This window comes from Microbacterium sp. NPDC055442, from assembly GCF_053644215.1.
The window spans coordinates 22,560-47,606 of record NZ_JBSHLF010000001.1 but is presented as its reverse complement, the minus strand read 5'-3'; the positions used below and the strand labels follow the sequence as shown (position 1 = coordinate 47,606).

Genomic DNA, 25,047 nt, shown 5'->3' with positions numbered 1-25,047 from the left:
GTGCCGAATCTAGGGCGCAGCCATGATGACGTCTACGGCAGCGGTCTACCGATCGCTGCGAGCCCGGCCCCAGCGGGCGAGGAAGTCGACGCCGATCGCGAGCAACACCCCCGCGAAGAGCCACACGAGGGGGCGCTGCGGGGTCAGCAGCAGGATGCACGATGCGATGCCGAGAACAGGCACCCAGGTCCACACGCGGAAGTGACGCATAGGGGAGCACTTCCGGTGAGTCAACCCGCTGGAGCGAGCCGCGCCGTCGTGCCTAACCTCGGGGGACCTGTCCGACCCCGGCAGTCTCCCGGCTCCGGGCCGATACGACCCAGGGACCATGACGACCATGAGCAACGACGCCCACCCGCCCATTCCCGGAGCCCCCGCATCCGAGTCGCCTTCGCTGCCCGAGCCCGAGACGCCGCGCGGTCCGCTTCCCCCGAAAGCTGATCAGTCCGGGCCCGAAACCCGGTCGCCTACGGGTGCTGCCACCGGAGCACCGGTCGAGACGAACGCGCAGCAGGGCCAGTGGCTCACGACGGCGCAGGGCACCCGACTGCGCGACACCGATCACTCGCTGCGCGCCGGACCGCGCGGGCCCGTGCTCATGCAGGACCACCACCTGCGCGAGAAGATCATGCACTTCGACCACGAGCGCATCCCCGAGCGGGTCGTGCACGCCCGCGGCGCCGCCGCGCACGGCACGTTCACGGCCAACGGTGCCGCCGAGTCGGTCACCCGCGCCGCGTTCCTGCGTGCGGGTGAGAAGACGCGCGTCTTCGTGCGATTCTCGACCGTCGTCGGATCACGCGGGTCGATGGACACCGCCCGCGACACCCGCGGGTTCGCGACGAAGTTCTACACGTCCGAGGGCGTCTACGACCTCGTCGCGAACAACATGCCCGTCTTCTTCATCCAGGACGGCATCAAGTTCCCCGACATCGTGCACTCGGTCAAACCGCATCCCGATCGCGAGATCCCGCAGGCGACGGCGGCGCACGACACGTTCTGGGACTTCGTCTCGCTGCACACCGAGGCGCAGGCCCACGTCATGTGGAACATGTCTGATCGCGGCATCCCTCGGTCGTATCGGATGATGGAGGGCTTCGGCGTCCACACCTTCCGGATGGTGAACGAGGCGGGCGACACCGTCCTGGTCAAACTGCACTGGCGGCCCAAGCTCGGCACGCACGCGCTCGTCTGGGAAGAGGCGCAGATGGCCGGCGGCAAAGACCCGGACTTCCATCGACGCGACCTCGCCGACGCGATCGAGGCGGGCGCCCACCCGCAGTGGGACCTCGCGATCCAGGTGCTGCCGGACACCCCGGATGAGACCTTCGCCGGCATCGACCTGCTCGATCCGACCAAGTTCGTGCCGGAAGAACTCGCTCCGCTGCAGATCATCGGAACCATGACGCTCGACGCGAATCCGACGAACTACTTCGCCGAGACCGAGCAGGTCGCCTTCCACCCGGGCCACCTCGTGCCCGGCATCGACGTGACGAACGACCCGCTGCTGCAGGGCAGGCTGTTCTCGTACCTCGACACGCAGCTCTCGCGGCTCGGCGGACCGAACTTCGCCCAGCTGCCGATCAATCGCCCGCACGCCGACGTCAACGACATGCTTCGCGACGGGATGCACCAGACCGCGGTCCACGGCGGTGTCGCGCCGTACCACCCCAACTCCCTCGACGGCGGATGCCCCTTCCGCGCCGGCACGGCCGACGGTGCGTTCATCGACGTGCCGACCGTCGTGCCCGAGGCCGCGATCACGCGGGACAAGGCCGCGAGCTTCGACGACCATTTCTCACAGGCGCGGCTCTTCTACCTCTCCCTGACGCCGATCGAGCAGGAGCACGTCGCGGGCGCTTACGCGTTCGAGCTCGGCAAATGCTACGAACAGGCGATCAAGGAACGCCAGCTCGCCGCGCTCGCGAACATCGACGCCGATCTGTGCCAGACCGTCGCGGATGCCCTCGGTCTGCCCGCGCCCGCCGCATCCGCCGTCCTCGGCGACGTCGAGCCGAGCCCCGCGGTCAGCATGATCGGCCGCACGTGGCCGGTCGATGGACGCACCATCGGAATCCTCGCCGGCCCCGATGCCGACCTCGCCGAGGTGCAGGCCGTTCGCGAGGCGCTGCACGCGAAAGACGTCACGCCGCTCGTCATCGCCGAGCACGGCGGAACGCTCGGCGACATCCCGATCCAACGCAGTGCCGACACGGTGGCCAGCATCGAGCTCGACGGCATCATCGCGCTCGCACCCTCGACCGTGCCCGAGATCGTGCGCGCGTTCGAAGAGGCCTTCCGACACGGCAAGGCGATCGGCGCGACCGACGCGGGTGCGTCCGTGCTCACCGAGGCGCGGATCGACGGCGGTGCGGCGGGTGTTCTCACGGGCTCCGCCTCGACGATCGTGGACGGCATGCTCGACCTGCTCACGAGGCACCGTGTCTGGGATCGGCTCTGAGGCGCTCCGGTCGCAGAACCTGCGGGACCGCTCAGCGCACGGCGCGGCGGGGGAGCACGACCGGCGCGCCCGTGTCGGGGTCGGGGAACACCCGGGCCTCGACACCGAAGACCTCGCGCACGAGTGCCTCGTCGAGGATGTCGCGCGGGCGACCCTGCGCGAGGATGCGTCCGTCGCGCATCGCGACGAGGTGCGTCGCGTAACGGGCGGCGTGATTGATCTCGTGCAGCACCGCGACGACCGTCCGGCCCTGCGCGCGCAGCGTCGACACGAGTTCGAGCACATCGAGCTGATGCCCGATGTCGAGGAACGTCGTGGGTTCGTCGAGCAGCACGACCGGCGTCTCCTGGGCGAGCACCATCGCGATCCACACGCGCTGGCGCTGACCGCCCGACAGTTCGTCGACGTGCCGCGACGCGAGATCTGTCACGTCGGTGGCCGCCATCGCGGCATCCACGACCCGCTCGTCCTGCGTCGACCACGATGACAGCAGCGACTGGTGCGGATACCGCCCCCGGCCGACCAGATCAGCGACCGTGATTCCCTCGGGGGCGATCGAGGTCTGCGGCAGCAGTCCGACGCGACGCGCGACCTCTTTCGTCGGCAGCCGTCGGATGTCGTCGCCGTCGAGCAGCACGTGCCCGCTCGTGGGCGCGATCAGACGCGCGAGCGAGCGCAGCAGCGTCGACTTGCCGCACGCGTTGGGTCCCACGATGACCGTGAGCTCGCCGTCCAGCACGTCGAGATCGAGGTTCGCGAGCACGGCGCGTTCTCCGTATCCCGCGCTCAGGCTTCGCGCGGACAGGCGTCCCGTCGTGATCCTGTCGACTCCGGTCATGCCGGTCTCCCTTGCAGGTTGCGTCGGCTCTCGCGCGCGAGCAGCCACACCAGGTAGCCGCCGCCGAGGCAGACCGTGACAGCGCCCGTCGGCAGTGCTGTGCCGGGGATCGCATGCTGCGCGACGACGTCGGCGGCCAGCAGCAGCACGGCTCCGACGAGCGCGGATCCGAGCAGGTCGACGGATGCGCCGTGACCGGTCAGGCGCCGCGCGATCTGCGGCGCCGCGAGCGCGACGAACGCGATCGGTCCCGCGGCCGCCGTGACGAGGGCGATCGCTGCGACGCCCAGCACGATGAGGAGCGCCTTCGTGCGCTCCACCGGCACCCCCAGCATCGCGGCGGCGTCGTCGCCGAGTTCGAGACGTCGCATCCGTCGCTGAGCCATCGGACCGAACGCGGCGATGACGGCGAGCACGATGGCCCCGAGCATCACCGACCTCGCATCGACGAGTCCCAGGCTTCCCGCGCCCCACACGGCCGCGCGCAGTGCGAGATCGACGTCGACCTTGACCGAGAACCACGTGTTGACCGACGCGAGCAGCGCCGATACCGCGATGCCGACCACGATGAACCGGAACCCCTGCACGCCGCGCCGGAACGCGAGCACGTACACCGCGAACGCCGTGAGCAGCCCGCCCGCGAGCGCACCGGACGCCATCGCGGCGTATCCGCCGCCACCGAGGAACAGCACGACCACGACGCCCGTGTAGGAGCCCGTCGTGAACCCGATGATGTCGGGGCTTCCGAGCGGATTGCGCGTCAGCGATTGGAAGATCGCACCGCTCAGGCCCAGCGCCGCACCGAACACGAGGGCGCCGACGACCCGCGGCATCCGCCAGTCGAGCACGACCGTCGAGACGCGGTCGTCGGCCGTGCCGGCGAAGGCCGCGACGATGTCGCCGATCGAGAGGGGAAAGCTGCCGAGGGTCAGCGCCCACGCCGCGAGCGCGATCGTGACGACGAGGATGGCGACGCCCACGATGACCGCCCGGCGCGTCGTGCGGAATCCGACCGGGCCCGCGCGCACGACGAGGAATCCGGATGCTGCGGCCCGGACGCCGCTGTCCGCACTCACAGTGCTCTCGCGCGGGAACGCCGCACGAGTGCGATGAGCACGGGTGCGCCGACGAACGCGGTCACGACACCGACCTGCAGCTCGGCGGGGAAGACGACGAGCCGGCCGATGATGTCGGAGACCAGGACGAGGGCCGGGGCGAGCACGACCGAGAACGCGAGGATCCATCGCCAGTCGGGCCCCGTCACCCAGCGCACGGCGTGCGGGATCATCAGTCCGACGAACGAGATCGGCCCCGCGGCCGCCGTCGCGGCACCGCACAGCAGCGTGACCGCGACGACGACGAGCAGGCGCGTGAGCCCGATCTTCACACCGACCGAGCGGGCGAGCTCGTCCCCGAGAGCGAGCGCGTTGAGCGGACGGGCCGCGATCGCCGCGACGATGAGCCCGCCGACGATGAACGGCACGATCGTCGCGACCGTGCCCTCGGGGCGGTCGGCGATCGTCCCCGCGCCCCAGAAGCGCATCCGATCGAACGTCTCGGGGTCGATGAGGGTGAGCGTCTGCGTCACGCCCATGAGCACGGCGCCGAAGGCGATGCCGACGAGCGTCAGGCGCACGGGCGTCGGTGCTCCGCGGCCGCCGCTCGCGATGAGGTAGACCAGCGCCGTGGCGGCGATCGCGCCGATGAAGGCGAACGGCAGGTACTGGTCGATGCGGGTCACGCCGAACAGCGCGACACCGAGCACGATCGCGAATCCGGCTCCCGCGTTGACGCCGAGGATGCCGGGATCGGCCAGCGGGTTCCGCGTGAGTGCCTGGATGAGTCCGCCCGCGACGCCGAGCGCGGCTCCGACGAGCACACCGAGGATCGTGCGCTGCACGCGCGCCTCGGTCACCGTGACCTGCGCCGGCGACCCGTCCGGTGCGAAGAAGGCGTCCCAGACGACGTCGAGCGGCAGCATCGCCGACCCGACAGCCAGGCTGACCGTCGAGACGACGATGAGCAGCAGAACCGCGCCCGCGAGAGCGATGAGCCGTCTCGCTGTGCGCGGCGACGCGGAACGCGTCGGGCGCGGCACGGTCGTCAGGCTCATGTGGTTTCCGGGGGAGGGGCACGGTGGGTCGGTACGGCCGCGCGTGTCCGATTTTCAGAATCGACAGAGCTAAGCATAGCCTTGCCTTACTCGCCGCCTCGAGGGGTGGCATCCATCGAACATCCCACACTGCGAGGCCCCATGCACACCGCTCGTCCGCTCGCCGCAATCGCCCTCGTCGCCGTCCTGGGCCTGACGGGCTGCGCCGCATCATCCGACGCGCCCGAGACCGAGACGCCGGATGCCGCGGGCACGACGCACACCGTGACGACGGACTACGGCGATGTCGAGGTTCCCGACGACCCGCAGCGCATCGTCGTGCTCAACTACGCGCTGGCGGGATACCTCTACAACCTCGACGTGCCCGTGACCGCGACGATCCCCGAGGATGCGAACCAGTCCGAGGGGACCTACTCGGAGTTCTGGGCCGACGACGCCGAGGACGACGGCACGGAGTTCCTGCCGTGGAGCGTCGACGGATTCGACCTCGAGGCGATCCTCGCGACCGACCCCGACCTCATCATCGGCGGAGGCATCGGCTTCCCCCTCGCGCAGGCCGAAGAGGTCTACGACGAGCTGAGCGACATCGCGCCGACCGTCCTCGTCGGGCGCGATCTCGGCGACTGGCGCGCGCAGTTCGAGTTCCTCGCCGGCGTCTTCCAGCGCGACGCCGAATATCAGGAGGCGCTGGCGACCTATAGCGCGCGCGCCTCGGAGGTCGCCGCGGCGATCACGCCGCCCGAGGCGCCATCGGCCTTCCTCGCCATGACGTCGGACGGCACGGCGTACGCGCTCGTCGAGTCGCTCGGCCTGCCGACCGAGTTCACCGAGGTCGGCATCGAGCCCGCTCCGATCTTCGCCGACGGCGGCTTCGAGGTGTACGGCGGGGGCGGCGACATGTTCGAGCTCTCCACGGAGCAGGTCGGCCAGACGATCACCCAGCCGACCGTCTTCGTCATGGGCTTCAACGGCGACTTCGCCGACCTCGACGCGCTGCGGGCGAACCCCGTGTACGCCGCGCTCCCGGCCTTCCAGAGCGACAGCGTGCATGTGCTTCCGTACTGGGTGCTGCGCGGCGACTACGACGAGGCGCTGGCGCTGCTGGACATCATCGAGGAGCGGTTCTCCTGACATGGCCCAGCGCGCATTCTCGACGCATCCGCTCGTCGTCCGCCGCGTACAGGTGCGTCGCGTCACCGACGTGACCCCGCGGATGCGCCGCGTCACGATCGGCGGTGAGCAGCTCGCCGCGTTCGACCGCGGTGCATGGCGGCACCCCGCGTTCGCCGCCCCCGGCTTCGACGACCATGTGAAGCTGATCTTCGCGTCGGACGGCGATGTGACCGCCGCCCTTCCGGAGCAGGTCGAGCACGGCATCGAGTGGGGGCCGAGTCAGACGCGGGAGGGCCGCGACTACACGCCGCGCGCCGTGCGTGTCGACGACGACGGCGCGGTCGAGGTCGACCTCGACTTCGTGCTGCACGGCGACGGACCCGCGGCATCGTGGGCGATGCGCGCCGCGGTGGGGGATGACCTGTGGTTCGTCGGGCCGAAGTCGTCGACGATCCTTCCCGATGACGTCTCCCGCATCGTGCTCGTGGGCGACGAGACCGCTCTGCCGGCGATCGGCCGGTTCCTCGACGAGCGCCCTATCGAGGTGCCCGCGACGATCGCCGTGATGATCGGAGACCCCTCGGCACGGCAGCAGCTCGCTGTGCGTGCGGAGGACACCCTGGAGTGGATCGAGGCGGATGCCACCGACGCCGGCGCGTTGGACGACATCGTGCGGCGGGCGTGCGGCGACGACGGTACCGGGCTGTATGCGTGGCTCGCGGGCGAGAGCCGCGCGCTGCTGCCCGCCCGCCGCTTCCTCTCGCGCGAGCTCGGCCTTCCCAAGGCCCACATCAACGTGACCGGCTACTGGCATGCCGAGCCCCAGACGGTCGCGGACGGCGGCGCGGCGAGCGACGCGGAGCTGCCGCCGGTGGTGTCTCCGCTCGTGTGGCTGACGGTCCGCGCCGCGCTGCAGACGGGAATCGTCGACGCCGTGGCGGATGCACCGGGCCTGTCGGCCACCGACGTGGCGGCACGCTGCGCACTGGCGCGTCGCGACCTCGACCTGCTCTTGGGCACCCTGGTCACGCACGGAGTGCTGCGTGGGGACCCCGCCGAACTGCACCTGGGGGCCCTCGGTGAAGAGCTCATCGCCGACGAGCACGAACGCGAAGAGTACGACGGTCTCGAAGCCGACCGGCTGCTCGCACTGGCGTCGTTCGCGCCCGCCGTGCGGACCGGAACCTCTCCGTGGGCCGAGTATCACGGGACGACCCTCGATGACTGGGCCCGCTCCGACCCCGCGCGGTACGACGAACTCGTGCACGAGGCCGGCGCACTCGCCTACCTGCTCGACGGGCTGATGGCCGACCCCGTATGGGATGCCGCCAGGTCGGTCCGGCTGACGGGACCGGGCGCCGTGCTCGTGGCCGATGCGCTCACCGCCTCGGAGCGGAACCCTCGCGTCGACATCTGGGAATCCGCCACCGCCCTCGCCGCCCTGAGGTCCGAAGCCGACGATCTCACGGAGATCAGCTGGATCGAGCGTGACTCCGGGGCCGGCGCATCCGTCGATCTCGCCGTCGCGGCGCGCGCGCTCGCGCACCGGACCGACACCGAGGCATCCGTTCTGCTCGCCGAACTGGCGGGCGTCACGCGCGTGGCCGTCGTCATCGAGGATTCCCGTCCCGACGGGTTGAACCCGCACGCCGACGAGGAAGCGCTGCACGTCTTCGCCGCCACCGGTTCGCCGCCCCGCGACGCCGACGCGATCGGCGCCCTCGCGGGTGCCGCCGGTTGGCGCGTCTCGCGCGTCGTCCCGCTGGGCTGGGGCGTCGAGGCGACCGTGCTCGAGCGCTGATCGACGGCGCCGATCACCCCGTGCGGTTGCGCGATCGCACCGCGATCAGTGCGCACGAGATGATGGCGGCGGCGCCGAGGAGTGTCGTCCACGTGACTCGCTCGCCCAGCAGCAGGGCCGCCCACACGATGCTCAGGACGGCCTGCACGAGCTGCACCTGACTGACCTGCGCGATGGGACCGATGGCGAGGCCGCGATACCACGCGAAGAAACCCAGGAACATGCTCACGACGCCGAGATAGGCGAAGCAGGCCCATTCGATGACGGTCGCGGTGGGCGGCTGCTCGACGACCGCGACCCCGGTCAGCACCGCCATCACCGGTGACGCGACGACGAGCGCCCACGAGATCGTCTGCCACGACCCCAGCGTCCTCGACAGCACTCCGCCTTCGGCGTACGCCACGGCACAGAGGATCACCGCGCTGAACAGCAGCACATCTGTGCCGTGGATGCTTCCGAATCCGCCGCCCTGGATCGTCGCGAACCAGGCGGCGGCCACGGCACCCAGGGCTGCCGCGATCCAGAACGACCGCGACGGACGTTCGCGTGTGCGAAGCACGGCGACGACGGCTGTCGTCGCCGGAAGGAGCGCGATGACGACGGCACCGTGGCTCGCAGGGGCCGTGGTGAGCGCGAACGACGTCAGCAGCGGAAAGCCCGCGACAGCTCCTGCGGCCACGATGGCCACGCTCAGCCACTCCCGGCCGCGCGGCGCGCGTTGACGTGTGAGAAGCAAGGCGGCTGCCGCGAGAGCAGCGGCGATCACGGCGCGTCCGCTGCCCACGAAGAGCGGCGACATCCTCTCGCCTTCGACGGCGAGGCGGGTGAGCGGCACGGTGAACGAGAACGCGACGACTCCGAGGAGCCCCCACGCCAGGCCACTCCGGGCGCGGAGTACCGGCTGCGGGGGATATGCGATAGCGCTACTCTTGTGCGTCATGGAAGAGAGTAGCAGTGAGCGCGTCGCGGCGGATCTGCGCGCGTGGATTTCGGCTGCCGCGCCCGGAGCCCGGCTGCCCTCGACCCGTGACCTGACCGTGCGCCATTCGGTGAGCCCCGTCACGGTGCAGAAGGCGCTGCGGACCCTCTCACGGCACGGACTCATCGAGACGCGCCCCGGCGTCGGCGCGTTCGTCCGGACGGTCCGTCGTGCGCGCGCCCACGACTACGGCTGGCAGACCGCGGCGCTCGGGCCGCCCCCCGCGACGCTGTCGACGGTCTCGACAGCGTTGCGGCCGACCGTGCCGGAGGTGATCTCGCTGCATTCCGGTTATCCCGACCGCGAGCTCCTGCCCGAGCAGCTCGTCCGATCCGCGCTCACCCGGGCCGCGCGCAGCGATGCGGCAGTGGAGCGGCCGCCGTCGGCGGGGATGTTCGAACTGCGGTCCTGGTTCGCCGCGGAGCTCGCTCGCCAGACGTCCGCGGAGCTCGCCGCGCCCACGGCGCGTGACGTGATCATCCTGCCCGGGAGTCAACTCGGTCTCGGATCGCTGTTCCGCAGCATTGTCGGTCCCGGCGGCACTCTGCTGGTCGAATCGCCGACGTACTGGGGCGCGATCCTCGCGGCGAGCCAGGTCGGGGTGACCCTCGTTCCTGTCCCGACCGGTGCCGACGGCCCCGACCTCGACGCGCTCGAGAGGGCGTTCGTCGAGACCGGTGCACGCGGGTTCTACGCGCAGCCCACCTTCGCCAATCCGACCGGTGTGCAATGGCGACGATCGCACGCGGATGCCGTGCTCGACATCGTTCGGTCCCACGGCGCGTTCCTCATCGAGGACGACTGGGCGCACGATTTCGGCATCACGTCGGATGCCGCATCGCTGGCGGCACGCGACGACCACGGGCACGTCGTCTATGTCCGGTCCCTCACCAAGAGCGTGTCGCCCGCCATCCGCGTCGCAGCGGTGATCGCGCGCGGCCCCGTCCGGGAGCGGCTCCTGGCGGAGTTGCAGGCCCAGACGATGTACGTCAGCGGCGTCCTGCAGGCCGCCGCGCTGGATGTCGTCACTCAGCCGGCCTGGCGCACACACCTGCGGGGGCTCCGGCAACAGCTCGCAGCGCGCAGAGACCTGCTCGTCGACGCGGTCGGCGCACACATCCCCGGCGCGACCATCGAGGTGATTCCAGGAGGCGGGCTGAATCTCTGGGTCCGCCTTGACGACGGAACCGATCTCGCCCGCCTGGTGAAGGAGAGCGAAGCGCGCGGCGTGCTCATCGCAGCCGGCGACGAATGGTTCCCCGCCGAGCCGACCGGGAGTTACATCCGGCTCAACTTCGCGGGCCCGAATCCAGGCGCTTTCGACTCCGCAGCTCGTCTCATCGGCGAGGCCCTCGCCGCCTAGATCTCGACCGAGTCGACGGATTGGCCCTCTTCGTCGAGGATCGCCGGCGCGTCCTCGGGTTCGAGTCGAGCGTCGGTGTCGTCGGGCTCGGCGGCATCCGTCGTGTCGGGTTCGGGCCCCGGCTCACGGGGGATCGATCTGTCGTCCATGTCTCGAGCCCAACCGATACGCGTGCGGAGAGCAAGGGGTTGACGTCGGACGGCGCGGGCGACAAGTGTCGAAGCAGACGAAGGGAGCGACGCATGCGCGCAACGCTGGACGGAACCGTGATCGCCGAGGCCGAGCAGGACGACCTCGTGCGGATCGAGGGCAACTGGTATTTCCCACCGGCGAGCATCAGCGACGGCGCGCTCGTCGAGAGTCCCACGCCGTACACGTGCCCGTGGAAGGGCGCGGCGCAGTACTACCACGTGGTGGTCGACGGCGAGCAGCACGACGATCTCGCCTGGGCGTATCCGGATCTGTTCCCGAGCGCCGTGGAGCGGGTCGGGCGGGACTTCGCGGGCTATGTGGCCTTCGCGCCGCAGGTCACGGTGGAGGACTGAGCGTTCAGGAGCGGGCCGCGTCGGCGTCCGTTCCGGCGTCGTCGTCCGCGTCGGAGGTGTTCGCACGGACGGCGTCGTCGTCGACCTCGGTCGGCGGCATGTCGGCGAGGTCCGCGCGGTCTCGGTTCGGGTCGCCCGAATCCGCGTGCGTCGAGTCGGGCCCTTCAGGGGGGAAGGCGTCGTTGGACATGGTGTCTCCTCCGGGTCGGGTCTCGGGCATCACGTCTGGCGTCTGATGAACCGCATGAGCCAGGCGATGACGGCGATCACGAGGATCACGATGCCCACCCAGAGCAAGAACTTCACGGCTTCCACGAAGATGCCGAAGAACAGCAGCACGAGTCCGATGATCAGCAGGATGATGGCGAGTCCGGTCATGCGTTCCATGCTCTCCGAGCCCGTCTCGCGGCGTCCACGGGTTGACACGGTCCGACCTCTCATGCTCATGGCCGCGCGTGTGGGACGGTGGTGAACATGGACTCCCTGGACGCAGTGATCGTCGGTGCCGGCCCCAACGGACTGGCCGCCGCCGTCACGCTCGCTCGCGCGGGCCTCGCCGTGCGCGTCTACGAACGCGCCGACCAGGCCGGAGGCGGCGCGGCCACGCGCGAGCTGACGCTGCCCGGGTACCGGCACGACGTCTGCTCGGCGATCCATCCGATGGCGTTCGAATCCCGATTCTTCCGCGAGTTCGGGCTTCGCGACCGCGTGGAGTTCGTGACGCCCGACGTGTCTTTCGCCCAGCCGCTCGACGGTGGGCGCGCGGGCATCGCGTACCGCGACCTCGCGCGCACGCGCGACGAACTCGGGACCGATGGACCCGCGTACGAACGGCTCCTGCGCCCCCTCGTACGGCACGCCGATCGCGTCGCGGAGTTCACGGGATCGACGCTCATGCGCGTGCCGCGGCACCCGCTGACCGCAGTCGCGTTCGGCCTGCGCTCGCTCGAGCAGGGGAGCGGCGCGTGGAACGTCCGGTTCCGCGAAGACGTCGCCCCGGCGCTGCTGACCGGCGTCGCGGCGCACACGATCCTGCCGCAGCCGAGCATCGCGAGCGCGGGAGCGGGCCTCGCGCTCACGACCTACGCCCACGCGCGGGGCTGGCCGATCCCGGTCGGAGGCACCCAGGCGATCAGCGACGCGATGGTGGACGACCTGCGTGCGCACGGGGGCGAACTCGTGCTCGACCACGAGGTGACCTCACTGACCGACCTGCCGCGCGCACGGGTGACGTTGCTCGACGTCACTCCACGTGCGCTGCTGCGCTTGGCCGGCGACGCGATCCCCGCCGGTTATCGCCGGGCGCTCAGCCGGTTCCGCTACGGCGGCGGGGTGGCGAAGGTCGACTTCGCGCTGAGTGAGCCCGTGCCCTGGGCCCACGACGGAGTCCGGCGGGCGAGCACGGTGCACGTCGGCGGCACGCGAGCAGAGATGGCGAACGCTGAGAACGAGGTCAACCGAGGACGGCTGCCCGACCGGCCGTACGTCCTCGCCGCACAGCCCTCACTCTTCGACGAGACGCGTGCACCGCGCGGGCGCCACACGCTGTGGACCTACACGCACGTCCCGGCCGGCAGCGACATCGACCGCGAAGAGGCGGTCATACGCCAGATCGAGCGGTTCGCGCCGGGCTTTCGCGACACGATCCTCGCGTCGCACTCGCGGTCGGCGCTCGATGTCGAACGGCACAATCCGAATTACGTCGGAGGAGACATCGCCTCGGGCGCTCCGACCTTCGACCAGCTGTTGCGACGGCCCGTCCTGAGCCCTGACCCGTGGCGCACGCCGTTGCCGGGCGTCTACCTCGCCGGCGCGTCGGCGAGCCCGGGCCCCGGAGTGCACGGCCTGGCGGGGTGGTGGGCCGCGCTCAGCGCGCTGCGGCACGACTTCGGCACGCGGGCCCGCCCCGATCTGTCGCCGTGATCAGGGGTGGGTGAGCGCGGGCTCCTCCGGGAAATCGCGATCTCCGCGCGGATCGGCACCGCTCGCGATACGGTCGGCGGTCGCGCTGTCGACCTGATCGGGGTCGACGTCGGGATCGATCGTCGGTTCACCGTCGATCTCGCGGATCGGATCGTCGGGCTTCAGTCCGCCGTCGTCGCGGGAGGCGCTGTCGCGCTCGGGGTCGTTGGGCGGGATGATGGCGGCGGGCGGAGTGTTGCTCATGATCGGACCTCTCGTCGGTCTCACCGACGCTACGAGAGGCGGGCGGCGGATTCGACGGGGTTGACGAGCGTGCCGGAGCGTCCTAGCCGCGCGGCCATTCGATCAACAGGAGGCCCTGCTTGGTGTCCGCCAGTTCGACCGCGCCGTCGACGAAGAGGTACGTCATGCCGTATCCCTCGTCATCGACCTGGATCGTCGTCTCGGCGGGCTCGGTGATGTACACGCCCCCGGGGGCGTCTTCCCGGCGCCACCCCTGCGCGAGCAGGGAATCCTGCGCCTCCTGCGCGACGGATTCCTCGATGGGCGCCCAGCCGAAGAGCTGCAGGTGGTCGCCCGCCGGTGCCTCGAAGTCGGCCCACACGCACAGAAGCCCGTCGGGGACCTCGAGGTCGCCGATGTAGAAGCGGTCGGCCTGCGCGCTCCAGCCGAGGCTCTCGAAATCAGCGACGATGCTCTCGGGGACGATCGTCTCGCACGTCGGTTCCGCGTCCACGGGAGCGTCGGTCGGCGTCGTCGACGGTGCCGGCGTGGAAGCACTCGGTGTCGGCGCCGTCGTCTCGGCGCCGCCGGGGCCGGGGTCCGCCGACGCGGCACACGCCGTCAGCGCAAATGCCGCGGCTGCGAGGGTGAGAGCGGCGACGAGAGGGCGGGGTGAGGTCATCGGTGGCTCCACGAGGTCAGGGGGAGTGCAGCAGGTCGAGGAACGGCTGGTGGAGCGTGCCGTTCGTCGCGAGGGACGACCGCTCCGTGAGAGAGGCGGCCCCCGAGTAGGCGGTGAAGGATCCGCCCGCTTCGAGCACGATCGGCACGTGCGCGGCGATGTCGTACTCCTGCACGCCGAACTCCGCCACGAGTTCGAGACGCCCCTCGGCGAGGAGCATGTACGGCCACGCATCACCGTAACCCCGGTCGCGCCACACCGCCGACGTCAGTCGGCCGAGGGCGTCGAGTTCACCGGCATCCCGCCACTGCTCGATGCTCTGAAAGCTCACGCTCGCCCGCTCGATCGAGTCGACGTCCGACACCGAGATGCGTCGCGTGTCGCCGCTCGCCGTGCTGGTCCACGCACCGAGTCCGGATGCCGCCCACCACCGCCGTCCGATCGCGGGCTGGCTCACGACGCCGACACGGGGAATGCCGTCGATCGCGAGCGCGATGAGGGTCGACCACATCGGGATGCCCTTGAGGTAGTTGTGGGTTCCGTCGATCGGGTCGATGATCCACTGGCGCGATCCCGAACCGCTCGTGCCGAACTCTTCGCCGTGGATGCCGTCGTCGGGACGCTCGCGCGCGAGAACCGCTCGAATCGCCTCTTCGGTCGCGATGTCGGCCTCCGTGACGAAGCTCGCGTCAGGCTTGGCCTGCACGTCGAGATCGGGGGAGTCGAAGCGGGGCATGGATGCCGCGTCCGCAGCGTCGGCGAGCCTCAGCGAGAGCTCGAGATCTGCCCGCAGATCGCCGTCGAACGGCACGTCGAACGAGGACGCAGAGGAGAGGGCGGTCACGACATCAAGGATAACCGGCGCAGCCCTCGCCGCGATTTCCGGGTGACGCAATCGTGATGCTAATGTGGACCCTCGGTTCGCCTCATCGCGAATCATGCACCTCTAGCTCAATCGGCAGAGCAACTGACTCTTAATCAGTGGGTTCTGGGTTCGAGTCCCAGGGGGTGCACGGATAAGCCTCGGTCACTCTCGCCAGTGACCGGGGCTTTTCTGCTTCGCGGGCGACGTTCAGTCCATGGGCACCTCGGCCGCGCTGCGCGAGTACTCGCGCTGGAGCAGCGGGCCGAAGAAGCGCATGCCGAGGCAGGAATCCAGGTCGATGCAGTTCGCGGTCACCGGGTCCTTGGCGGCGTATGCCGAGAACCCGTCCACCTTGCGCTGGAGGGTCTCGCCGTCGAGGTTCACGTCGTAGTCCGCCGTCTGGTAGCCGATCGCCAGCGTCACGAGCTCCGCGTCGATGCCGGCGCTGCGCCAGGCTGCGCGGGCGAACGATGCACCGGTGGCATGGTCGGAGTGGTCGCCGCGGGAGAGCTCGCCCGCCTCAACGGGCATCCCGGTGACGATCTCGTCGGGATCCGCGTCGGCGATGATCTCGGCCAGCGAATGCGTGATGTCGTCGATCGTCAAGTGCTCGGGACCGTCGACATCGCGCACGGTCGGAATGGTGCCCGCCGCGAGCTTGCCGAGGCTCTCATAGCCCATCGCCTCGAACCCGCTGCCGTCGATGTTCCCGTCGACGAGCCGGAACGACAGCAGCACCAGTCTCGGGTCATCGGCGGGACGCCACTGCTCGACGGTCACGCCGGTCTCGAGCACGTCGGCCTCTTCGCCCCACGCGCCGCTGTAGCCGCGCAGCCTGTCGTACGCGTCGCGGATGCCCTGCTCCCGCCCGCGGGAGTACTCGACGCCGCGGCCCGCGTCTCCCGCGGACAGATAGGCGATCGTGACGCACTTGTCGGCTTCGAGCGCTTCCATGACGCGGCCGTGGCCGAAGATGAGGTCGTCGTCGTAGTGCGCCCAGATGGCGAGCATGCTTCCCGCATCGCACAGTCCGTGGGTCGGCTCGGGCTGCGGCGTCGCCGTCGGCGAGACGGTCGGCACGGGTGGATGCGTGTGGACGGCGGGCGTCGCGACGGCCTGCGGCCGGTCCTCTGACGGGGTGGGCGCACAGGCCGTCAGCCCCAGGATGCCGACGATGCCGAGAGCGGCCGCGGCGCGGCGAAGAGCGGTCGAGGTCATGGGGCTCCCTGGGTGCGATCCGCGCGGCCTGCGCGCGTCACAGCGTAGACCCGCCGCGGGCAGGTGCCCGTGGGTCCGTTGTCGCGAAACGGTAACGACTGCGCGGGTGCCGCCCGGGCGGACTTGACGACGGCGTGGGATGTGCTTACATTTCAGATACCTGAATCAGCTTTCAGGTCGCCCTCACGGGCATCCCTTCCAACGGTGAAAGGCACGCACATGCGGGTTACGAAGAAGTTGCTCCTGGGATCCGTGGTCGCCACGGCCGCCCTCGTCCTGGCGGCCTGCGCGCCGTCGGCCGATGCCGGCGGCGGCGACGGCACGACCCCCGAGGGTCCGAGCGAGGTCACGGTGGGGATCGTCACGAGCGAGACGGGTCCGCTGGCGGGCTATGGCAAGCAGTACCTGGACGCCTTCAAGGCCGGCCTCGACTACGCCACGGACGGCACGGGCGAGGTCGACGGCACGACGATCGTCGTCGAGTACAAGGACGACGCGGGCGACCCCGACAAGGCCGTCACCGCCGTCAAGGACTTCATCGGGCAGGGCGTCACGATCATCGCCGGAACGGCGGCATCGGGTGTCGCTCTCGCCGTTGCCGAACAGGCGGCGCAGAACAAGGTGCTCTACATCGCCGGTCCCGCCGCAGCGGACGCCGTCACGGGCATCAACGAGTACACGTTCCGCTCGGGTCGCCAGAGCGCGCAGGACGTCGCGACCGCCGGTGCCTTCCTCGATGACATCGAGGGCAAGACGATCACCGTCTTCGCCCAGAACAACGCGTTCGGCACGGGCAACGAGGCGGCCGTTCAAGCGATCCTCGGCGCTCAGGGCGCGACGGTGAACTCGGTGCTGGTGCCCGAAGACGCGACGGAGTTCACGCCGTTCGCGCAGCAGGTGCTCGCAGCGCAGCCCGACCTCGTGTTCGTCGCGTGGGCGGGTGCGACCTCGGGCGCGATGTGGCAGGCGATGAGCCAGCAGGGCGTCATGGACCAGATCCCCGTCGTCACGGGGCTCGGCGACGCCGCGACGTTCGGCGCCTACGGCGAGGCATCCGAGAAGATCAGCTTCCTCAATCACTACTTCGCCGGCGCTCCCGACAACGACGTCAACACCGCGATGGTCGAGGCGATCGAAGCAGAGGGCGGCACGGTAGACCTCTTCAGCCCCGACGGCTTCAACGCCGCCATCATGATCGTGCAGGCGATCAAGGAGGGCAAGGGCGACCCCGACGCGATGGTCGCGGCGCTCGAGGGCTTCGAGTTCGACGGACCGAAGGGCACGATGACCGTCCGCGCGGGCGACCACGCGCTCATCCAGGAGATGTACCAGGTCAAGCTCGTCGCCGACGGCGGAAGCTTCGTGCCCGAACTGGTCGGCACCGTCGCGGGCGAGGACGTCGCCCCCGCCGAAGCCGGTTGATCCGAGGCAGCGAACCATCATGAACACCCCTGTTCCGTCCGCGCTCAGGATCGAAGGCCTCGGCCTGCAGATCGGTGGCGCGACGATCCTGAAAGATGTCGCCCTCGACGTCGCCGCCGGCTCGCTCGTCGGCGTCATCGGGCCCAACGGTGCCGGCAAGACCACGCTGTTCAACGTGATCTCCGGCATCATGAAGCCCACGTCCGGGCGCGTCCTGATGGACGGCGCCGACATCACGTCGTCGTCGATCTCGGCCCGTGCGCGGGCGGGACTGGGGCGCACCTTCCAGACCTCGAGCCTGTTCCCGCGGCTCAGCGTGCTCGAGAACGTCCGCCTGGCCGCACAGGTCTCGCTCGGCGGCTCCGCATCGCTGTTGGGCTTCCCGAAGAAGACGGATGCCGCAACCGAACTCGCCCTCGACAAGCTCACCGCCGTGGGACTCGCGCACAAGCTCGACACGGCCGCGGGAGACATGTCGCACGGTGACAAGCGCAAGCTCGAGATCGCGGTGCTCCTGGCGACCGACGCCTCGATCGTGCTGCTGGACGAGCCCATGGCGGGCGTGGCCTCGGGCGACGTCGCCGGCCTCGTGCAGAACATCCGCGATCTGCACACCGAGAAGGGATGCACCGTGCTCATGGTCGAGCATCACATCGACGTGCTCATGGGCCTCGTCGACAAGGTGGCCGTCATGTACTTCGGCAGCATCATCGCCTACGACACGCCGCAGAACGTCATGAACGACCCGCTCGTGCAGAGCGCCTACCTGGGCACCGCGGCATGAGCGCCGAACCGATCCTGACGGTGGCGAACCTGCGCTGCACGATCGCGGGGCAGCAGGTCGTCGAAGACGTCTCCTTCGAGGTGCCGGCCACGGGAATCACGGCCGTCCTCGGGCGCAACGGCGTCGGCAAGACCTCGACCCTCCGCGGCATCCTCGGGCTCCTCCATCGCCGCGGTCGCGTGACGCTGGCGGGGGAGCGGATCGACGGGCTGGCGACTCACCGCATCGTGCAGCGGGGCGTCGGGTACGTGCCCGAAGACCGCGAAGTGTTCGCGAGGCTCAGCGTCGCCGAAAACCTCGCTCTCGCCGAGCGCCAGCGCAATCCGCGGCGTGAGTTCGTCGCCGAGCTGTTCCCGGATCTCGTGGCGCGGCGCGACCAGCCCGCCGGCACGCTGTCGGGCGGTCAGCAGCAGATGGTCTCGGTCGCCCGCGCGCTGCTCAACGACAACCGCATCCTGCTCGTCGACGAGCCCACCAAGGGCCTCGCCCCGAAGATCGTCTCCGAAGTGACCGAGGCTCTGCGCGAAGCATCCAAGATCGTGCCGATCCTGCTCGTCGAGCAGAACCTCGAGGTCGTGCGCCGTCTCGCCGGGCCCGCGATCGTCATCGGCGGAGGCCGCGTCGTGCACACCGGTCAGGCCGCCGAGATCCTCGACGACGACGACCTGACCCGTCGCCTGCTCGGCGTGCACGCCGAGACCCACGCATCCGAAGTATCCACCGACCGGGGGGAGTCGAAATGAGCATGATCGTCTTGACCCTCATCACGGGCGTCGGTCTCGGTGCCCTCTACTTCCTCGTCGCGAGCGGACTGAGTCTCATCTACGGGCTCATGCACGTGCTGAACTTCGCGCACGGAGCATTCCTCACCCTGAGCGCCTTCATCGGCTGGTGGGTCGCGCAGTCGCTCGGCACGGACTCGTGGGGTTCGTTCCTGCTGTCGATCCTCGTCGGCGCGGGCGTCGGCGCCGTGTTCGCGACCGTGACCGAGCTCGTCCTCATCAGACCGCTGTACGAGCGGCACATCGAGCAGGTGCTCGTCACGGTCGGCCTCTCGTTCGCCGCCGTCGCCCTGTTCGAGGGCATCTGGGGAACGGATGCGATCCACGTCGCCGGGCCCGCATGGCTCAAGCAGACGACGGAGGTCCTCGGCGCCCGCATCCCCAACACCTACTGGGTGCTCATGATCGCGGCCGTGCTCGTGCTCGCCTCGCTCGTGCTCTTCCTCAAGAAGACCCGCTACGGCATGATCATCCGCGCCGGTGTCGAGAACCGCTCCATGGTGACCGCCCTCGGCATCGACGTGCGCCGCTCGTTCACGCTCGTCTTCGCGATCGGCGGAGCGGCCGCCGGTATCGGGGGCGTCCTCGCGATGCACTACTCGACCTTCGTCTCGGCCCACCTCGGCCAGACGCTGCTCATCTTCGCCTTCATCGTGACGGTCGTCGGCGGGCTCGGGTCGCTCACGGGAGCCGCGATCGCGTCGGTCATCGTCGCGGTGCTGCAGCAGTTCGCGAACTTCTACCTCAACGGAACCGGCGACTTCATCGTCGTCATCCTGCTCGCTCTGGTCCTGCTCGTGCGGCCCACCGGACTCCTCGGGAGGAAGGCATGATCCTTCGACGCAAGGGGGCGACCCTTCGGCAAGCTCAGGGACCGGGTGGCGCTCAGGGACCGGGTGGTGCTCGGGGAACGGGTGGCGCTCAGGGACCGGGGGGGCTCGGGCGGTACGTGCCGGCGATCGTCGGCGGTGCGCTCGTGGCGTTCATGGCGCTGCTGCCCCTGCTGAACATCTCCATCCCCGGAATCCTGCCCACGCCCACCTACATGCCCGGCACGCTCGCACTGCTCTCGCTGTGCATGGTGTTCGCCGCACTCGCGCTGTCCTACAACCTTCTGCTCGGATCGGGCGGCATGCTCTCGTTCGGTCACGCGCTGTACTTCGGCGCGGGAGCGTACGGCCTCGGCATCGCGCTCGAGCACTTCGGCGTGCCGCTGTGGCCGGGCGTCTTCGTCGCCCTCATCGGCGGCATGATCATCGCCTTCGCGACCGGTGCCGTCGCGATGCGGGTCTCGGGCATCCCGTTCGCGATGGTGACGCTCGCCTTCGCGCAGGCGGGGTCCGTGCTCGTACGCCGCAACTCGCAGATCACGGGCGGAGAAGAGGGCCTCAGCCTCAACACGACGCACGTTCCGGACTTCCTCGTCGGGGTCGTCAACACGCGCAACCTGTACTGGTTCGCCCTGGCCGTGCTCGTCATCGTCTATCTCGTCACGCTGTGGGTCGACACGTCGCGACTGGGCCACCTCGCCCGGGCGACCCGGGAGAACGAACAGCGTGTGCGCGTGCTCGGCCTGCACCCGTACCGCGTGCGCCTGGCCGTCTTCGTCATCGCCGCGGTGCTCGCGAGCCTCGCGGGAGTGGCCTACATGCTGCTGCAATCCGGCACCGTGCCGCGCGCCGTCTCCGCCGATCTCACGATCACGGTGCTCGTGATGGTCGTGCTCGGTGGCGTCGGCTTCCGCTGGGGTGCCATCGTGGGCGGTGTGCTCTACACCCTCCTCGACCAGCGACTCACGGTGCTCGCGGGCTCCGAGGCGATCGCAGGACTGCCCGATGTGCTGCGCATCCCGCTCTCCGAGCCGCTGTTCCTGCTCGGCGTCCTCTTCATCCTCGTCGTGATGTTCCTCCCCGGCGGGATCGCCGGCACGATCGATGCCGCCGTGCGCCGCCGCCGGGGCGAGCGCGTGCGCGGCGCCCTGCAGACGATGGATGACGCGGATGCCACGGTCGATGCGCCCGCCGAGGTGCGGTCATGACCCCGGAATCGCTCATCGACGACGGCCCTCACACGATCGGCCGCTGGCTGCTCGACCGTGCGGCGCAATCCCCGCGCCGCATCGCGATCGACGACCGCGGCGTCACGATCGACTACGCGACGCTCGCCCTGCGCGCGTCGGAGCTCGCCGAGCAGCTGCGCTGCGCCGGATACGGTCCGGGCGATCGCATCGCCACCGTGTCGGGCAACTCGAGCGACCACGTCGTGGCCTTCTTCGCGTGTGCGATGGCGGGCGTCGCGTTCGTGCCGCTCTCGTGGCGGCTGACGCCGCGCGAGCTCAGCGACATCATGATGCGCACGGACCCCGCGCTCGTGCTCGTCGAAGACGAGCACGCCGCCCTCGCCGGTGAGGCGCTGCGCACCCTCCGGAACGCGCCGCCGGTCGCATCGCTCGGCACGACGGGGATCGAGGCGGTCGTGCCGCGGTCCCGCGCCCCCCGGCCCGTGCGACGGGTGCACGACGACGACCCGCTCCTGGTGATCTTCACGTCGGGCAGCGAGGCCGCGCCCAAGGGCGTCGTCCTGACCCACGCCAACTGCTTCTGGAACAACCTGGCCCTGGCCCAGGCCCTGCCGCTCACGCACGAGGACGTCGTCCTGGCGATGCTGCCGCAGTTCCATGTCGCGGCGTGGAACTGTCAGCCGCTGCTGGCATGGTGGGTCGGCGGGACGGTCGTGCTCGAGCGCTCGTTCCAGCCCGCGCGCGCCCTGCAACTCATCGCCGAGCGAGGCGTGACGGCCATGATGGGCGTGCCGACGCAGTACGCGATGCTCGCGGCGGATCGCGGCTGGGCCGAAGCCGACGTGAGCTCGCTGCGCCTGGCCCTCGTCGGCGGGGCCACGATGCCCGTCGCCCTCCAGCAGCAGTGGTCGGGTCGCGGCATCCCGTTGACGCAGGGCTACGGGCTCACCGAAGCGGCGCCCAACGTGCTGCACCTGCCCTCCGCCGACGCGTCGGCGTTCCCGGGTGCCGTCGGCCGGCCGTACCCGCACGTGGCGACGCGGATCGTCGACCCGGCGTCGTCGCTGCCGCTCGAGGGCGAGGCGACGGGCGAGCTGTGGGTCGGGGGGCCGAGCGTCTTCGCCGGCTATCTCGATGACGAGCAGGCCACGGCCGCCGCCCGTGTGGGGGACTGGCTGCGCACGGGGGACCTCGTCCACCGCGACGCCGCCGGCGTGCATCGCATCGTCGATCGCCTGAAGAACATCTACATCTCGGGCGGCGAGAATGTCGCCCCGGCCGAGGTCGAGCACGCGCTCGAGCTGCACCCGCTCATCGCCGAGGCCGCGGTGGTCGCCGTCGCCGACGAGGTGTGGGGCGAGCGTGGCGTCGCATTCGTCGTGCCTGCCGACGGTACCGTGCTCTCGGTGGACGAAGTGCTCGCGCACGCGCGCCGCAACCTCGCGGCGTTCAAAGTACCGGTCCACATCGAGATCGTCGAGGAGCTGCCCCGCTCCACGATCGACAAGATCGCCCTCCCGCTTCTGCGACGGCGAGCCGCGAGCCTGACGAAAGAGGTGCGTCATGACGCTGCCCGATGAGCTCATCGACGACACGGACCGCCCGGTGTCTTCGGCGACCGGCCGCCCGCTGACGAAACGCGGTGAGGCGACGCGGCGACGGCTGCTCGAAGCCGCCGAGCATGTCTTCGCCGAGCTGGGATACCACGAGGCATCCATCGTCAAGGTGACCGAGCGAGCCGGCATCGGCCTCGGCACCTTCTATCTCTACTTCGACAGCAAGCAGGCGATCTTCGAGGCTCTCGTGATCGACCTGAACCGGCGCGTTCGCCACTCCATGTCCGAAGCGATGGCAGTCGCGGATTCGCGTCTCGATGCCGAGCGCGCGGGATTTCGCGGGTTCTTCCGCTTCACCGCGGAGCATCCCGCGCTGTATCGCGTCGTGCGCGAAGCGGAGTTCGTCTCACCCGCGGTGCTGCGCCTGCACTACTCCCGCATCGTAGAGGGATACGAGGCCGGCCTGAGCGCCGCGCAGGAGGCGGGCGACGTCGACCGTGCACTCGACCCGGAGACGACCGCGTGGGCCCTCATGGGCATGGGCGAGCTCATCGGCATGCGCTTCCTGCTGTGGGAGAGGGACGCCGACGGCAAGCCGCCCGCCGAGCTCGACGCCGGCGTCTTCGACGCCATGATGCGCTTCATCGACAACGCGCTGGCCCCCCGGCCCGCGCAGGAAGGCGATCGAGCATGATCGATCAGGACCTCGCGGGCAAGCGCGCCCTCATCACGGGCGGCGCCAGCGGCATCGGCCTGGCGTGCGCCACGGAGTTCGCCGCGCGCGGCGCCTTCGTTATCGTGGCCGACCTGAACGCGGATGCCGCCGCCCAGGCCGCCTCGCAGGTGCAGGGTGAGCCGTGGGTCGTCGACCTGTCCGACACGGCGGCTCTCGACGACCTGATGCTCGACGTCGACATCCTCGTCAACAACGCGGGGATCCAACGCGTGAGCAGCATCCCCGACTTCGATCCGGACGCCTTCCGGCTCATCCAGCGCCTCATGCTGGAATCGCCCTTCCTGCTCATCCGCGCGGCCCTGCCGGCGATGTACGACAGGGGGTGGGGACGGATCATCAACATCTCGAGCGTCCACGGCCTGCGCGCGTCGGCGTTCAAATCGGCCTACGTCGCCGCCAAGCACGGCCTCGAGGGTCTGTCGAAGGTCACCGCGCTCGAGGGCGCTCCGCGCGGAGTGACGAGCAACTGCATCAATCCGGCATATGTGCGCACGCCGCTCGTCGAGAAGCAGATCGCCGATCAGGCGGCGCTGCACGGCATCGGCGAGGACGAGGTCATCGAGAAGATCATGCTCACCGAGACGGCGATCAAGCGGCTCGTCGAGCCCGAAGAGGTCGCCTCGCTCGCGGGATGGCTCTCGTCGGACAAGGCCGGTATGGTCACGGGCGCGTCCTACACGATGGACGGCGCGTGGACAGCGCGATGAGCGGGCACGCGTACCGCGCGGTCGACGTACCCGTCCCCGGCGGCGACCTGCGTGTCGGCGTGTGGGATCCCACGGGCGACACGACGGGCGAGGTCCTGCTCGTGCACGGCGTCACGTCGTCGCACCTGGTCTGGCCCTTCGTGGTCGACCGGCTCACCGGCATCCGCGCGATCGCTCCCGATCTGCGCGGACGCGGGCGCAGCAACGCCGTCGCGGGCTCCGCGGGCCTCGCGGCGCACGCCGACGATCTCGCGGCGACGCTCGATGCCCTCGGAATCGACCGCATCCTCGTCGTCGGACACTCGATGGGAGCCTTCGTCGCGCTCGCATTCGCGCACCGGCACCCCGACCGGGTCACCCGTCTCGTGCTCGTCGACGGCGGTATGCCGCTCGATGCCCCCGCAGGGCTCGACGCCGAGGCGATGGTCGCCGGGATCCTGGGGCCGACGGCCGCACGCCTGTCGATGCGGTTCGCCGACGTCGAGGCCTATCTCGAGTTCTGGCGCGAACATCCCGCGTTCTCGAACGCGTGGACCGACGAGCTGGACGCCTACTTCGCCTACGACCTCGTCGATGACGGCGAAGGGCGGCTGCGTCCCGCGACGAGCTATCAGACCACCGTCGACGACACCGTCGACATGAACACCGGCTCGACGCTCGTCGACGCGCTGGCGGGGCTGGGACATCCGACGCGGCTGCTGACGGTGCCGAGGGGTCTGCAGGACGAAGAGCCCGGGCTCTACGCTCCCGACCATCTCGCGAAGGTGCTGGCGCAGGTGCCGCACATCCTGCACGACCATGTCGACGGCTTCAACCACTACTCGATCGTGCTGTCGGAGGAAGGCGCCGCGGTGCTCGCACCGATCATCCGCGACGAACTCGCCAGCGCCGCGCGGCTCGGGAGCGACCCGGGCTGA

The 25,047-nt window shown here is 70.0% G+C and carries 27 protein-coding genes and 1 tRNA gene; 16 read left to right on the top strand and 12 right to left on the bottom strand.

The genetic code is table 11. The features are described 5' to 3' along the window. Positions 1-45: 45 nt before the first annotated feature. Positions 46-210, bottom strand: a complete 165-nt coding sequence (locus ACWIBS_RS00250) for a hypothetical protein (protein ID WP_376127870.1) — start codon at positions 208-210, stop codon at positions 46-48. A 127-nt stretch (positions 211-337) separates the two neighbouring features. Between ACWIBS_RS00250 and ACWIBS_RS00245 the strand changes: the two genes are divergently transcribed. After that, positions 338-2,461: a catalase gene (locus ACWIBS_RS00245; protein ID WP_376127872.1), complete on the top strand. Its 2,124-nt coding sequence runs from the start codon at positions 338-340 to the stop codon at positions 2,459-2,461. Positions 2,462-2,492: 31 nt separating this feature from the next. Here the strand turns inward: ACWIBS_RS00245 and ACWIBS_RS00240 are convergent, their stop codons facing one another. The 3 genes from ACWIBS_RS00240 to ACWIBS_RS00230 are packed head-to-tail and all read right to left on the bottom strand — an operon-like array spanning position 2,493 to position 5,412. Next, positions 2,493-3,299 (bottom strand): ABC transporter ATP-binding protein, encoded by an 807-nt coding sequence (locus ACWIBS_RS00240; RefSeq protein ID WP_376127873.1) that lies wholly within the window; start codon positions 3,297-3,299, stop codon positions 2,493-2,495. After that, positions 3,296-4,375, bottom strand: coding sequence for a FecCD family ABC transporter permease (locus ACWIBS_RS00235; RefSeq protein ID WP_376127875.1), 1,080 nt, complete (start codon positions 4,373-4,375; stop codon positions 3,296-3,298). Before ACWIBS_RS00235 ends, ACWIBS_RS00240 begins: the two co-directional genes overlap by 4 nt. Next, on the bottom strand, positions 4,372-5,412 hold the full coding sequence (locus tag ACWIBS_RS00230; RefSeq protein ID WP_376127877.1) for an iron chelate uptake ABC transporter family permease subunit: 1,041 nt from the start codon (positions 5,410-5,412) through the stop codon (positions 4,372-4,374). The genes ACWIBS_RS00235 and ACWIBS_RS00230 overlap by 4 nt, the downstream gene beginning before the upstream one ends. Positions 5,413-5,553: 141 nt before the next feature. Between ACWIBS_RS00230 and ACWIBS_RS00225 the strand changes: the two genes are divergently transcribed. Both ACWIBS_RS00225 and ACWIBS_RS00220 read left to right on the top strand, forming a co-directional pair. Further along, on the top strand, positions 5,554-6,543 hold the full coding sequence (locus tag ACWIBS_RS00225) for an ABC transporter substrate-binding protein (protein WP_376127879.1): 990 nt from the start codon (positions 5,554-5,556) through the stop codon (positions 6,541-6,543). Position 6,544: 1 nt separating this feature from the next. Beyond that, entirely contained in the window at positions 6,545-8,326 is a 1,782-nt protein-coding gene (locus ACWIBS_RS00220; protein WP_376127881.1) for a siderophore-interacting protein, read from the top strand. Positions 8,327-8,339: 13 nt separating this feature from the next. Here the strand turns inward: ACWIBS_RS00220 and ACWIBS_RS00215 are convergent, their stop codons facing one another. Beyond that, on the bottom strand, positions 8,340-9,266 hold the full coding sequence (locus ACWIBS_RS00215) for a DMT family transporter (protein ID WP_376127883.1): 927 nt from the start codon (positions 9,264-9,266) through the stop codon (positions 8,340-8,342). Between ACWIBS_RS00215 and ACWIBS_RS00210 the strand changes: the two genes are divergently transcribed. Continuing rightward, entirely contained in the window at positions 9,265-10,668 is a 1,404-nt protein-coding gene (locus ACWIBS_RS00210) for an aminotransferase-like domain-containing protein (protein ID WP_376127885.1), read from the top strand. The genes ACWIBS_RS00215 and ACWIBS_RS00210 overlap by 2 nt on opposite strands. Here the strand turns inward: ACWIBS_RS00210 and ACWIBS_RS00205 are convergent. After that, positions 10,665-10,817 (bottom strand): hypothetical protein, encoded by a 153-nt coding sequence (locus tag ACWIBS_RS00205; RefSeq protein ID WP_376127887.1) that lies wholly within the window; start codon positions 10,815-10,817, stop codon positions 10,665-10,667. The two genes, ACWIBS_RS00210 and ACWIBS_RS00205, sit on opposite strands and share 4 nt — an antisense overlap. Positions 10,818-10,910: 93 nt before the next feature. Between ACWIBS_RS00205 and ACWIBS_RS00200 the strand changes: the two genes are divergently transcribed. Next, the gene (locus ACWIBS_RS00200) at positions 10,911-11,213 is read left to right on the top strand and encodes a DUF427 domain-containing protein (protein WP_376127889.1); all 303 of its coding nucleotides are present in this window, start codon (positions 10,911-10,913) and stop codon (positions 11,211-11,213) included. Between the two features lie 4 nt (positions 11,214-11,217). Here the strand turns inward: ACWIBS_RS00200 and ACWIBS_RS00195 are convergent, their stop codons facing one another. After that, complete coding sequence (locus tag ACWIBS_RS00195; protein ID WP_376127891.1) at positions 11,218-11,403, bottom strand: hypothetical protein; 186 nt, start codon at positions 11,401-11,403, stop codon at positions 11,218-11,220. 29 nt (positions 11,404-11,432) lie between these two features. After that, positions 11,433-11,591, bottom strand: a complete 159-nt coding sequence (locus ACWIBS_RS00190) for a hypothetical protein (protein ID WP_376127893.1) — start codon at positions 11,589-11,591, stop codon at positions 11,433-11,435. A 96-nt stretch (positions 11,592-11,687) separates the two neighbouring features. Here ACWIBS_RS00190 and ACWIBS_RS00185 point away from each other — a divergent pair, with 96 nt between their 5' ends. Further along, a complete protein-coding gene (locus ACWIBS_RS00185) occupies positions 11,688-13,136 on the top strand; it encodes a phytoene desaturase family protein (protein ID WP_376127895.1) in 1,449 nt (482 codons plus the stop codon). Here the strand turns inward: ACWIBS_RS00185 and ACWIBS_RS00180 are convergent, their stop codons facing one another. From ACWIBS_RS00180 to ACWIBS_RS00170, 3 genes are all read right to left on the bottom strand, one after another. Further along, entirely contained in the window at positions 13,137-13,379 is a 243-nt protein-coding gene (locus tag ACWIBS_RS00180; protein ID WP_376127897.1) for a hypothetical protein, read from the bottom strand. An 82-nt stretch (positions 13,380-13,461) separates the two neighbouring features. Further along, a complete protein-coding gene (locus tag ACWIBS_RS00175; protein ID WP_376127899.1) occupies positions 13,462-14,040 on the bottom strand; it encodes a hypothetical protein in 579 nt (192 codons plus the stop codon). 16 nt (positions 14,041-14,056) lie between these two features. Next, positions 14,057-14,884 (bottom strand): inositol monophosphatase family protein, encoded by an 828-nt coding sequence (locus ACWIBS_RS00170; RefSeq protein ID WP_376127901.1) that lies wholly within the window; start codon positions 14,882-14,884, stop codon positions 14,057-14,059. Between the two features lie 96 nt (positions 14,885-14,980). On the opposite strand from ACWIBS_RS00170, the gene ACWIBS_RS00165 reads away from it, so the two are divergent. After that, positions 14,981-15,053 (top strand) — tRNA-Lys (locus tag ACWIBS_RS00165). Positions 15,054-15,112: 59 nt separating this feature from the next. On the opposite strand, the gene ACWIBS_RS00160 is transcribed toward ACWIBS_RS00165, so the two are convergent. Continuing rightward, positions 15,113-16,123 carry a PIG-L family deacetylase gene (locus tag ACWIBS_RS00160; RefSeq protein WP_376127903.1) on the bottom strand — a complete coding sequence of 337 codons (1,011 nt, stop codon included), beginning with the start codon at positions 16,121-16,123 and terminating at the stop codon, positions 15,113-15,115. 219 nt (positions 16,124-16,342) lie between these two features. On the opposite strand from ACWIBS_RS00160, the gene ACWIBS_RS00155 reads away from it, so the two are divergent. The 9 genes from ACWIBS_RS00155 (at position 16,343) to ACWIBS_RS00115 (ending at position 25,047) form a co-directional block, all read left to right on the top strand. Further along, positions 16,343-17,545, top strand: a complete 1,203-nt coding sequence (locus ACWIBS_RS00155) for a substrate-binding domain-containing protein (RefSeq protein ID WP_376127905.1) — start codon at positions 16,343-16,345, stop codon at positions 17,543-17,545. Positions 17,546-17,564: 19 nt separating this feature from the next. Next, entirely contained in the window at positions 17,565-18,329 is a 765-nt protein-coding gene (locus ACWIBS_RS00150) for an ABC transporter ATP-binding protein (protein ID WP_376127907.1), read from the top strand. Beyond that, a complete protein-coding gene (locus ACWIBS_RS00145; protein WP_376127909.1) occupies positions 18,326-19,072 on the top strand; it encodes an ABC transporter ATP-binding protein in 747 nt (248 codons plus the stop codon). Before ACWIBS_RS00150 ends, ACWIBS_RS00145 begins: the two co-directional genes overlap by 4 nt. After that, positions 19,069-19,944 (top strand): branched-chain amino acid ABC transporter permease, encoded by an 876-nt coding sequence (locus ACWIBS_RS00140; protein ID WP_376127911.1) that lies wholly within the window; start codon positions 19,069-19,071, stop codon positions 19,942-19,944. The genes ACWIBS_RS00145 and ACWIBS_RS00140 overlap by 4 nt, the downstream gene beginning before the upstream one ends. Positions 19,945-20,096: 152 nt before the next feature. Further along, positions 20,097-21,149 (top strand): branched-chain amino acid ABC transporter permease, encoded by a 1,053-nt coding sequence (locus tag ACWIBS_RS00135; RefSeq protein ID WP_376127962.1) that lies wholly within the window; start codon positions 20,097-20,099, stop codon positions 21,147-21,149. Beyond that, positions 21,146-22,711 carry a class I adenylate-forming enzyme family protein gene (locus tag ACWIBS_RS00130; RefSeq protein ID WP_376127913.1) on the top strand — a complete coding sequence of 522 codons (1,566 nt, stop codon included), beginning with the start codon at positions 21,146-21,148 and terminating at the stop codon, positions 22,709-22,711. Before ACWIBS_RS00135 ends, ACWIBS_RS00130 begins: the two co-directional genes overlap by 4 nt. Further along, positions 22,695-23,381 carry a TetR/AcrR family transcriptional regulator gene (locus ACWIBS_RS00125; RefSeq protein WP_376127915.1) on the top strand — a complete coding sequence of 229 codons (687 nt, stop codon included), beginning with the start codon at positions 22,695-22,697 and terminating at the stop codon, positions 23,379-23,381. Before ACWIBS_RS00130 ends, ACWIBS_RS00125 begins: the two co-directional genes overlap by 17 nt. Continuing rightward, a complete protein-coding gene (locus ACWIBS_RS00120) occupies positions 23,378-24,130 on the top strand; it encodes a 3-hydroxybutyrate dehydrogenase (RefSeq protein ID WP_376127917.1) in 753 nt (250 codons plus the stop codon). The genes ACWIBS_RS00125 and ACWIBS_RS00120 overlap by 4 nt, the downstream gene beginning before the upstream one ends. Further along, entirely contained in the window at positions 24,115-25,047 is a 933-nt protein-coding gene (locus ACWIBS_RS00115; RefSeq protein ID WP_454136244.1) for an alpha/beta fold hydrolase, read from the top strand. Before ACWIBS_RS00120 ends, ACWIBS_RS00115 begins: the two co-directional genes overlap by 16 nt.

What these genes read in the sequence shown, in the direction of transcription:
- ACWIBS_RS00250 (WP_376127870.1), bottom strand. Translation starts at nt 210, where the DNA reads ATGCGTCACTTCCGCGTGTGGACCTGGGTGCCTGTTCTCGGCATCGCA.
- ACWIBS_RS00245 (WP_376127872.1), top strand. Translation starts at nt 338, where the DNA reads ATGAGCAACGACGCCCACCCGCCCATTCCCGGAGCCCCCGCATCCGAG.
- ACWIBS_RS00240 (WP_376127873.1), bottom strand. Translation starts at nt 3,299, where the DNA reads ATGACCGGAGTCGACAGGATCACGACGGGACGCCTGTCCGCGCGAAGC.
- ACWIBS_RS00230 (WP_376127877.1), bottom strand. Translation starts at nt 5,412, where the DNA reads ATGAGCCTGACGACCGTGCCGCGCCCGACGCGTTCCGCGTCGCCGCGC.
- ACWIBS_RS00225 (WP_376127879.1), top strand. Translation starts at nt 5,554, where the DNA reads ATGCACACCGCTCGTCCGCTCGCCGCAATCGCCCTCGTCGCCGTCCTG.
- ACWIBS_RS00220 (WP_376127881.1), top strand. Translation starts at nt 6,545, where the DNA reads ATGGCCCAGCGCGCATTCTCGACGCATCCGCTCGTCGTCCGCCGCGTA.
- ACWIBS_RS00210 (WP_376127885.1), top strand. Translation starts at nt 9,265, where the DNA reads ATGGAAGAGAGTAGCAGTGAGCGCGTCGCGGCGGATCTGCGCGCGTGG.
- ACWIBS_RS00215 (WP_376127883.1), bottom strand. Translation starts at nt 9,266, where the DNA reads ATGACGCACAAGAGTAGCGCTATCGCATATCCCCCGCAGCCGGTACTC.
- ACWIBS_RS00205 (WP_376127887.1), bottom strand. Translation starts at nt 10,817, where the DNA reads ATGGACGACAGATCGATCCCCCGTGAGCCGGGGCCCGAACCCGACACG.
- ACWIBS_RS00200 (WP_376127889.1), top strand. Translation starts at nt 10,911, where the DNA reads ATGCGCGCAACGCTGGACGGAACCGTGATCGCCGAGGCCGAGCAGGAC.
- ACWIBS_RS00195 (WP_376127891.1), bottom strand. Translation starts at nt 11,403, where the DNA reads ATGTCCAACGACGCCTTCCCCCCTGAAGGGCCCGACTCGACGCACGCG.
- ACWIBS_RS00190 (WP_376127893.1), bottom strand. Translation starts at nt 11,591, where the DNA reads ATGACCGGACTCGCCATCATCCTGCTGATCATCGGACTCGTGCTGCTG.
- ACWIBS_RS00185 (WP_376127895.1), top strand. Translation starts at nt 11,688, where the DNA reads ATGGACTCCCTGGACGCAGTGATCGTCGGTGCCGGCCCCAACGGACTG.
- ACWIBS_RS00180 (WP_376127897.1), bottom strand. Translation starts at nt 13,379, where the DNA reads ATGAGCAACACTCCGCCCGCCGCCATCATCCCGCCCAACGACCCCGAG.
- ACWIBS_RS00175 (WP_376127899.1), bottom strand. Translation starts at nt 14,040, where the DNA reads ATGACCTCACCCCGCCCTCTCGTCGCCGCTCTCACCCTCGCAGCCGCG.
- ACWIBS_RS00160 (WP_376127903.1), bottom strand. Translation starts at nt 16,123, where the DNA reads ATGACCTCGACCGCTCTTCGCCGCGCCGCGGCCGCTCTCGGCATCGTC.
- ACWIBS_RS00155 (WP_376127905.1), top strand. Translation starts at nt 16,343, where the DNA reads ATGCGGGTTACGAAGAAGTTGCTCCTGGGATCCGTGGTCGCCACGGCC.
- ACWIBS_RS00150 (WP_376127907.1), top strand. Translation starts at nt 17,565, where the DNA reads ATGAACACCCCTGTTCCGTCCGCGCTCAGGATCGAAGGCCTCGGCCTG.
- ACWIBS_RS00145 (WP_376127909.1), top strand. Translation starts at nt 18,326, where the DNA reads ATGAGCGCCGAACCGATCCTGACGGTGGCGAACCTGCGCTGCACGATC.
- ACWIBS_RS00140 (WP_376127911.1), top strand. Translation starts at nt 19,069, where the DNA reads ATGAGCATGATCGTCTTGACCCTCATCACGGGCGTCGGTCTCGGTGCC.
- ACWIBS_RS00135 (WP_376127962.1), top strand. Translation starts at nt 20,097, where the DNA reads ATGGCGCTGCTGCCCCTGCTGAACATCTCCATCCCCGGAATCCTGCCC.
- ACWIBS_RS00130 (WP_376127913.1), top strand. Translation starts at nt 21,146, where the DNA reads ATGACCCCGGAATCGCTCATCGACGACGGCCCTCACACGATCGGCCGC.
- ACWIBS_RS00125 (WP_376127915.1), top strand. Translation starts at nt 22,695, where the DNA reads ATGACGCTGCCCGATGAGCTCATCGACGACACGGACCGCCCGGTGTCT.
- ACWIBS_RS00120 (WP_376127917.1), top strand. Translation starts at nt 23,378, where the DNA reads ATGATCGATCAGGACCTCGCGGGCAAGCGCGCCCTCATCACGGGCGGC.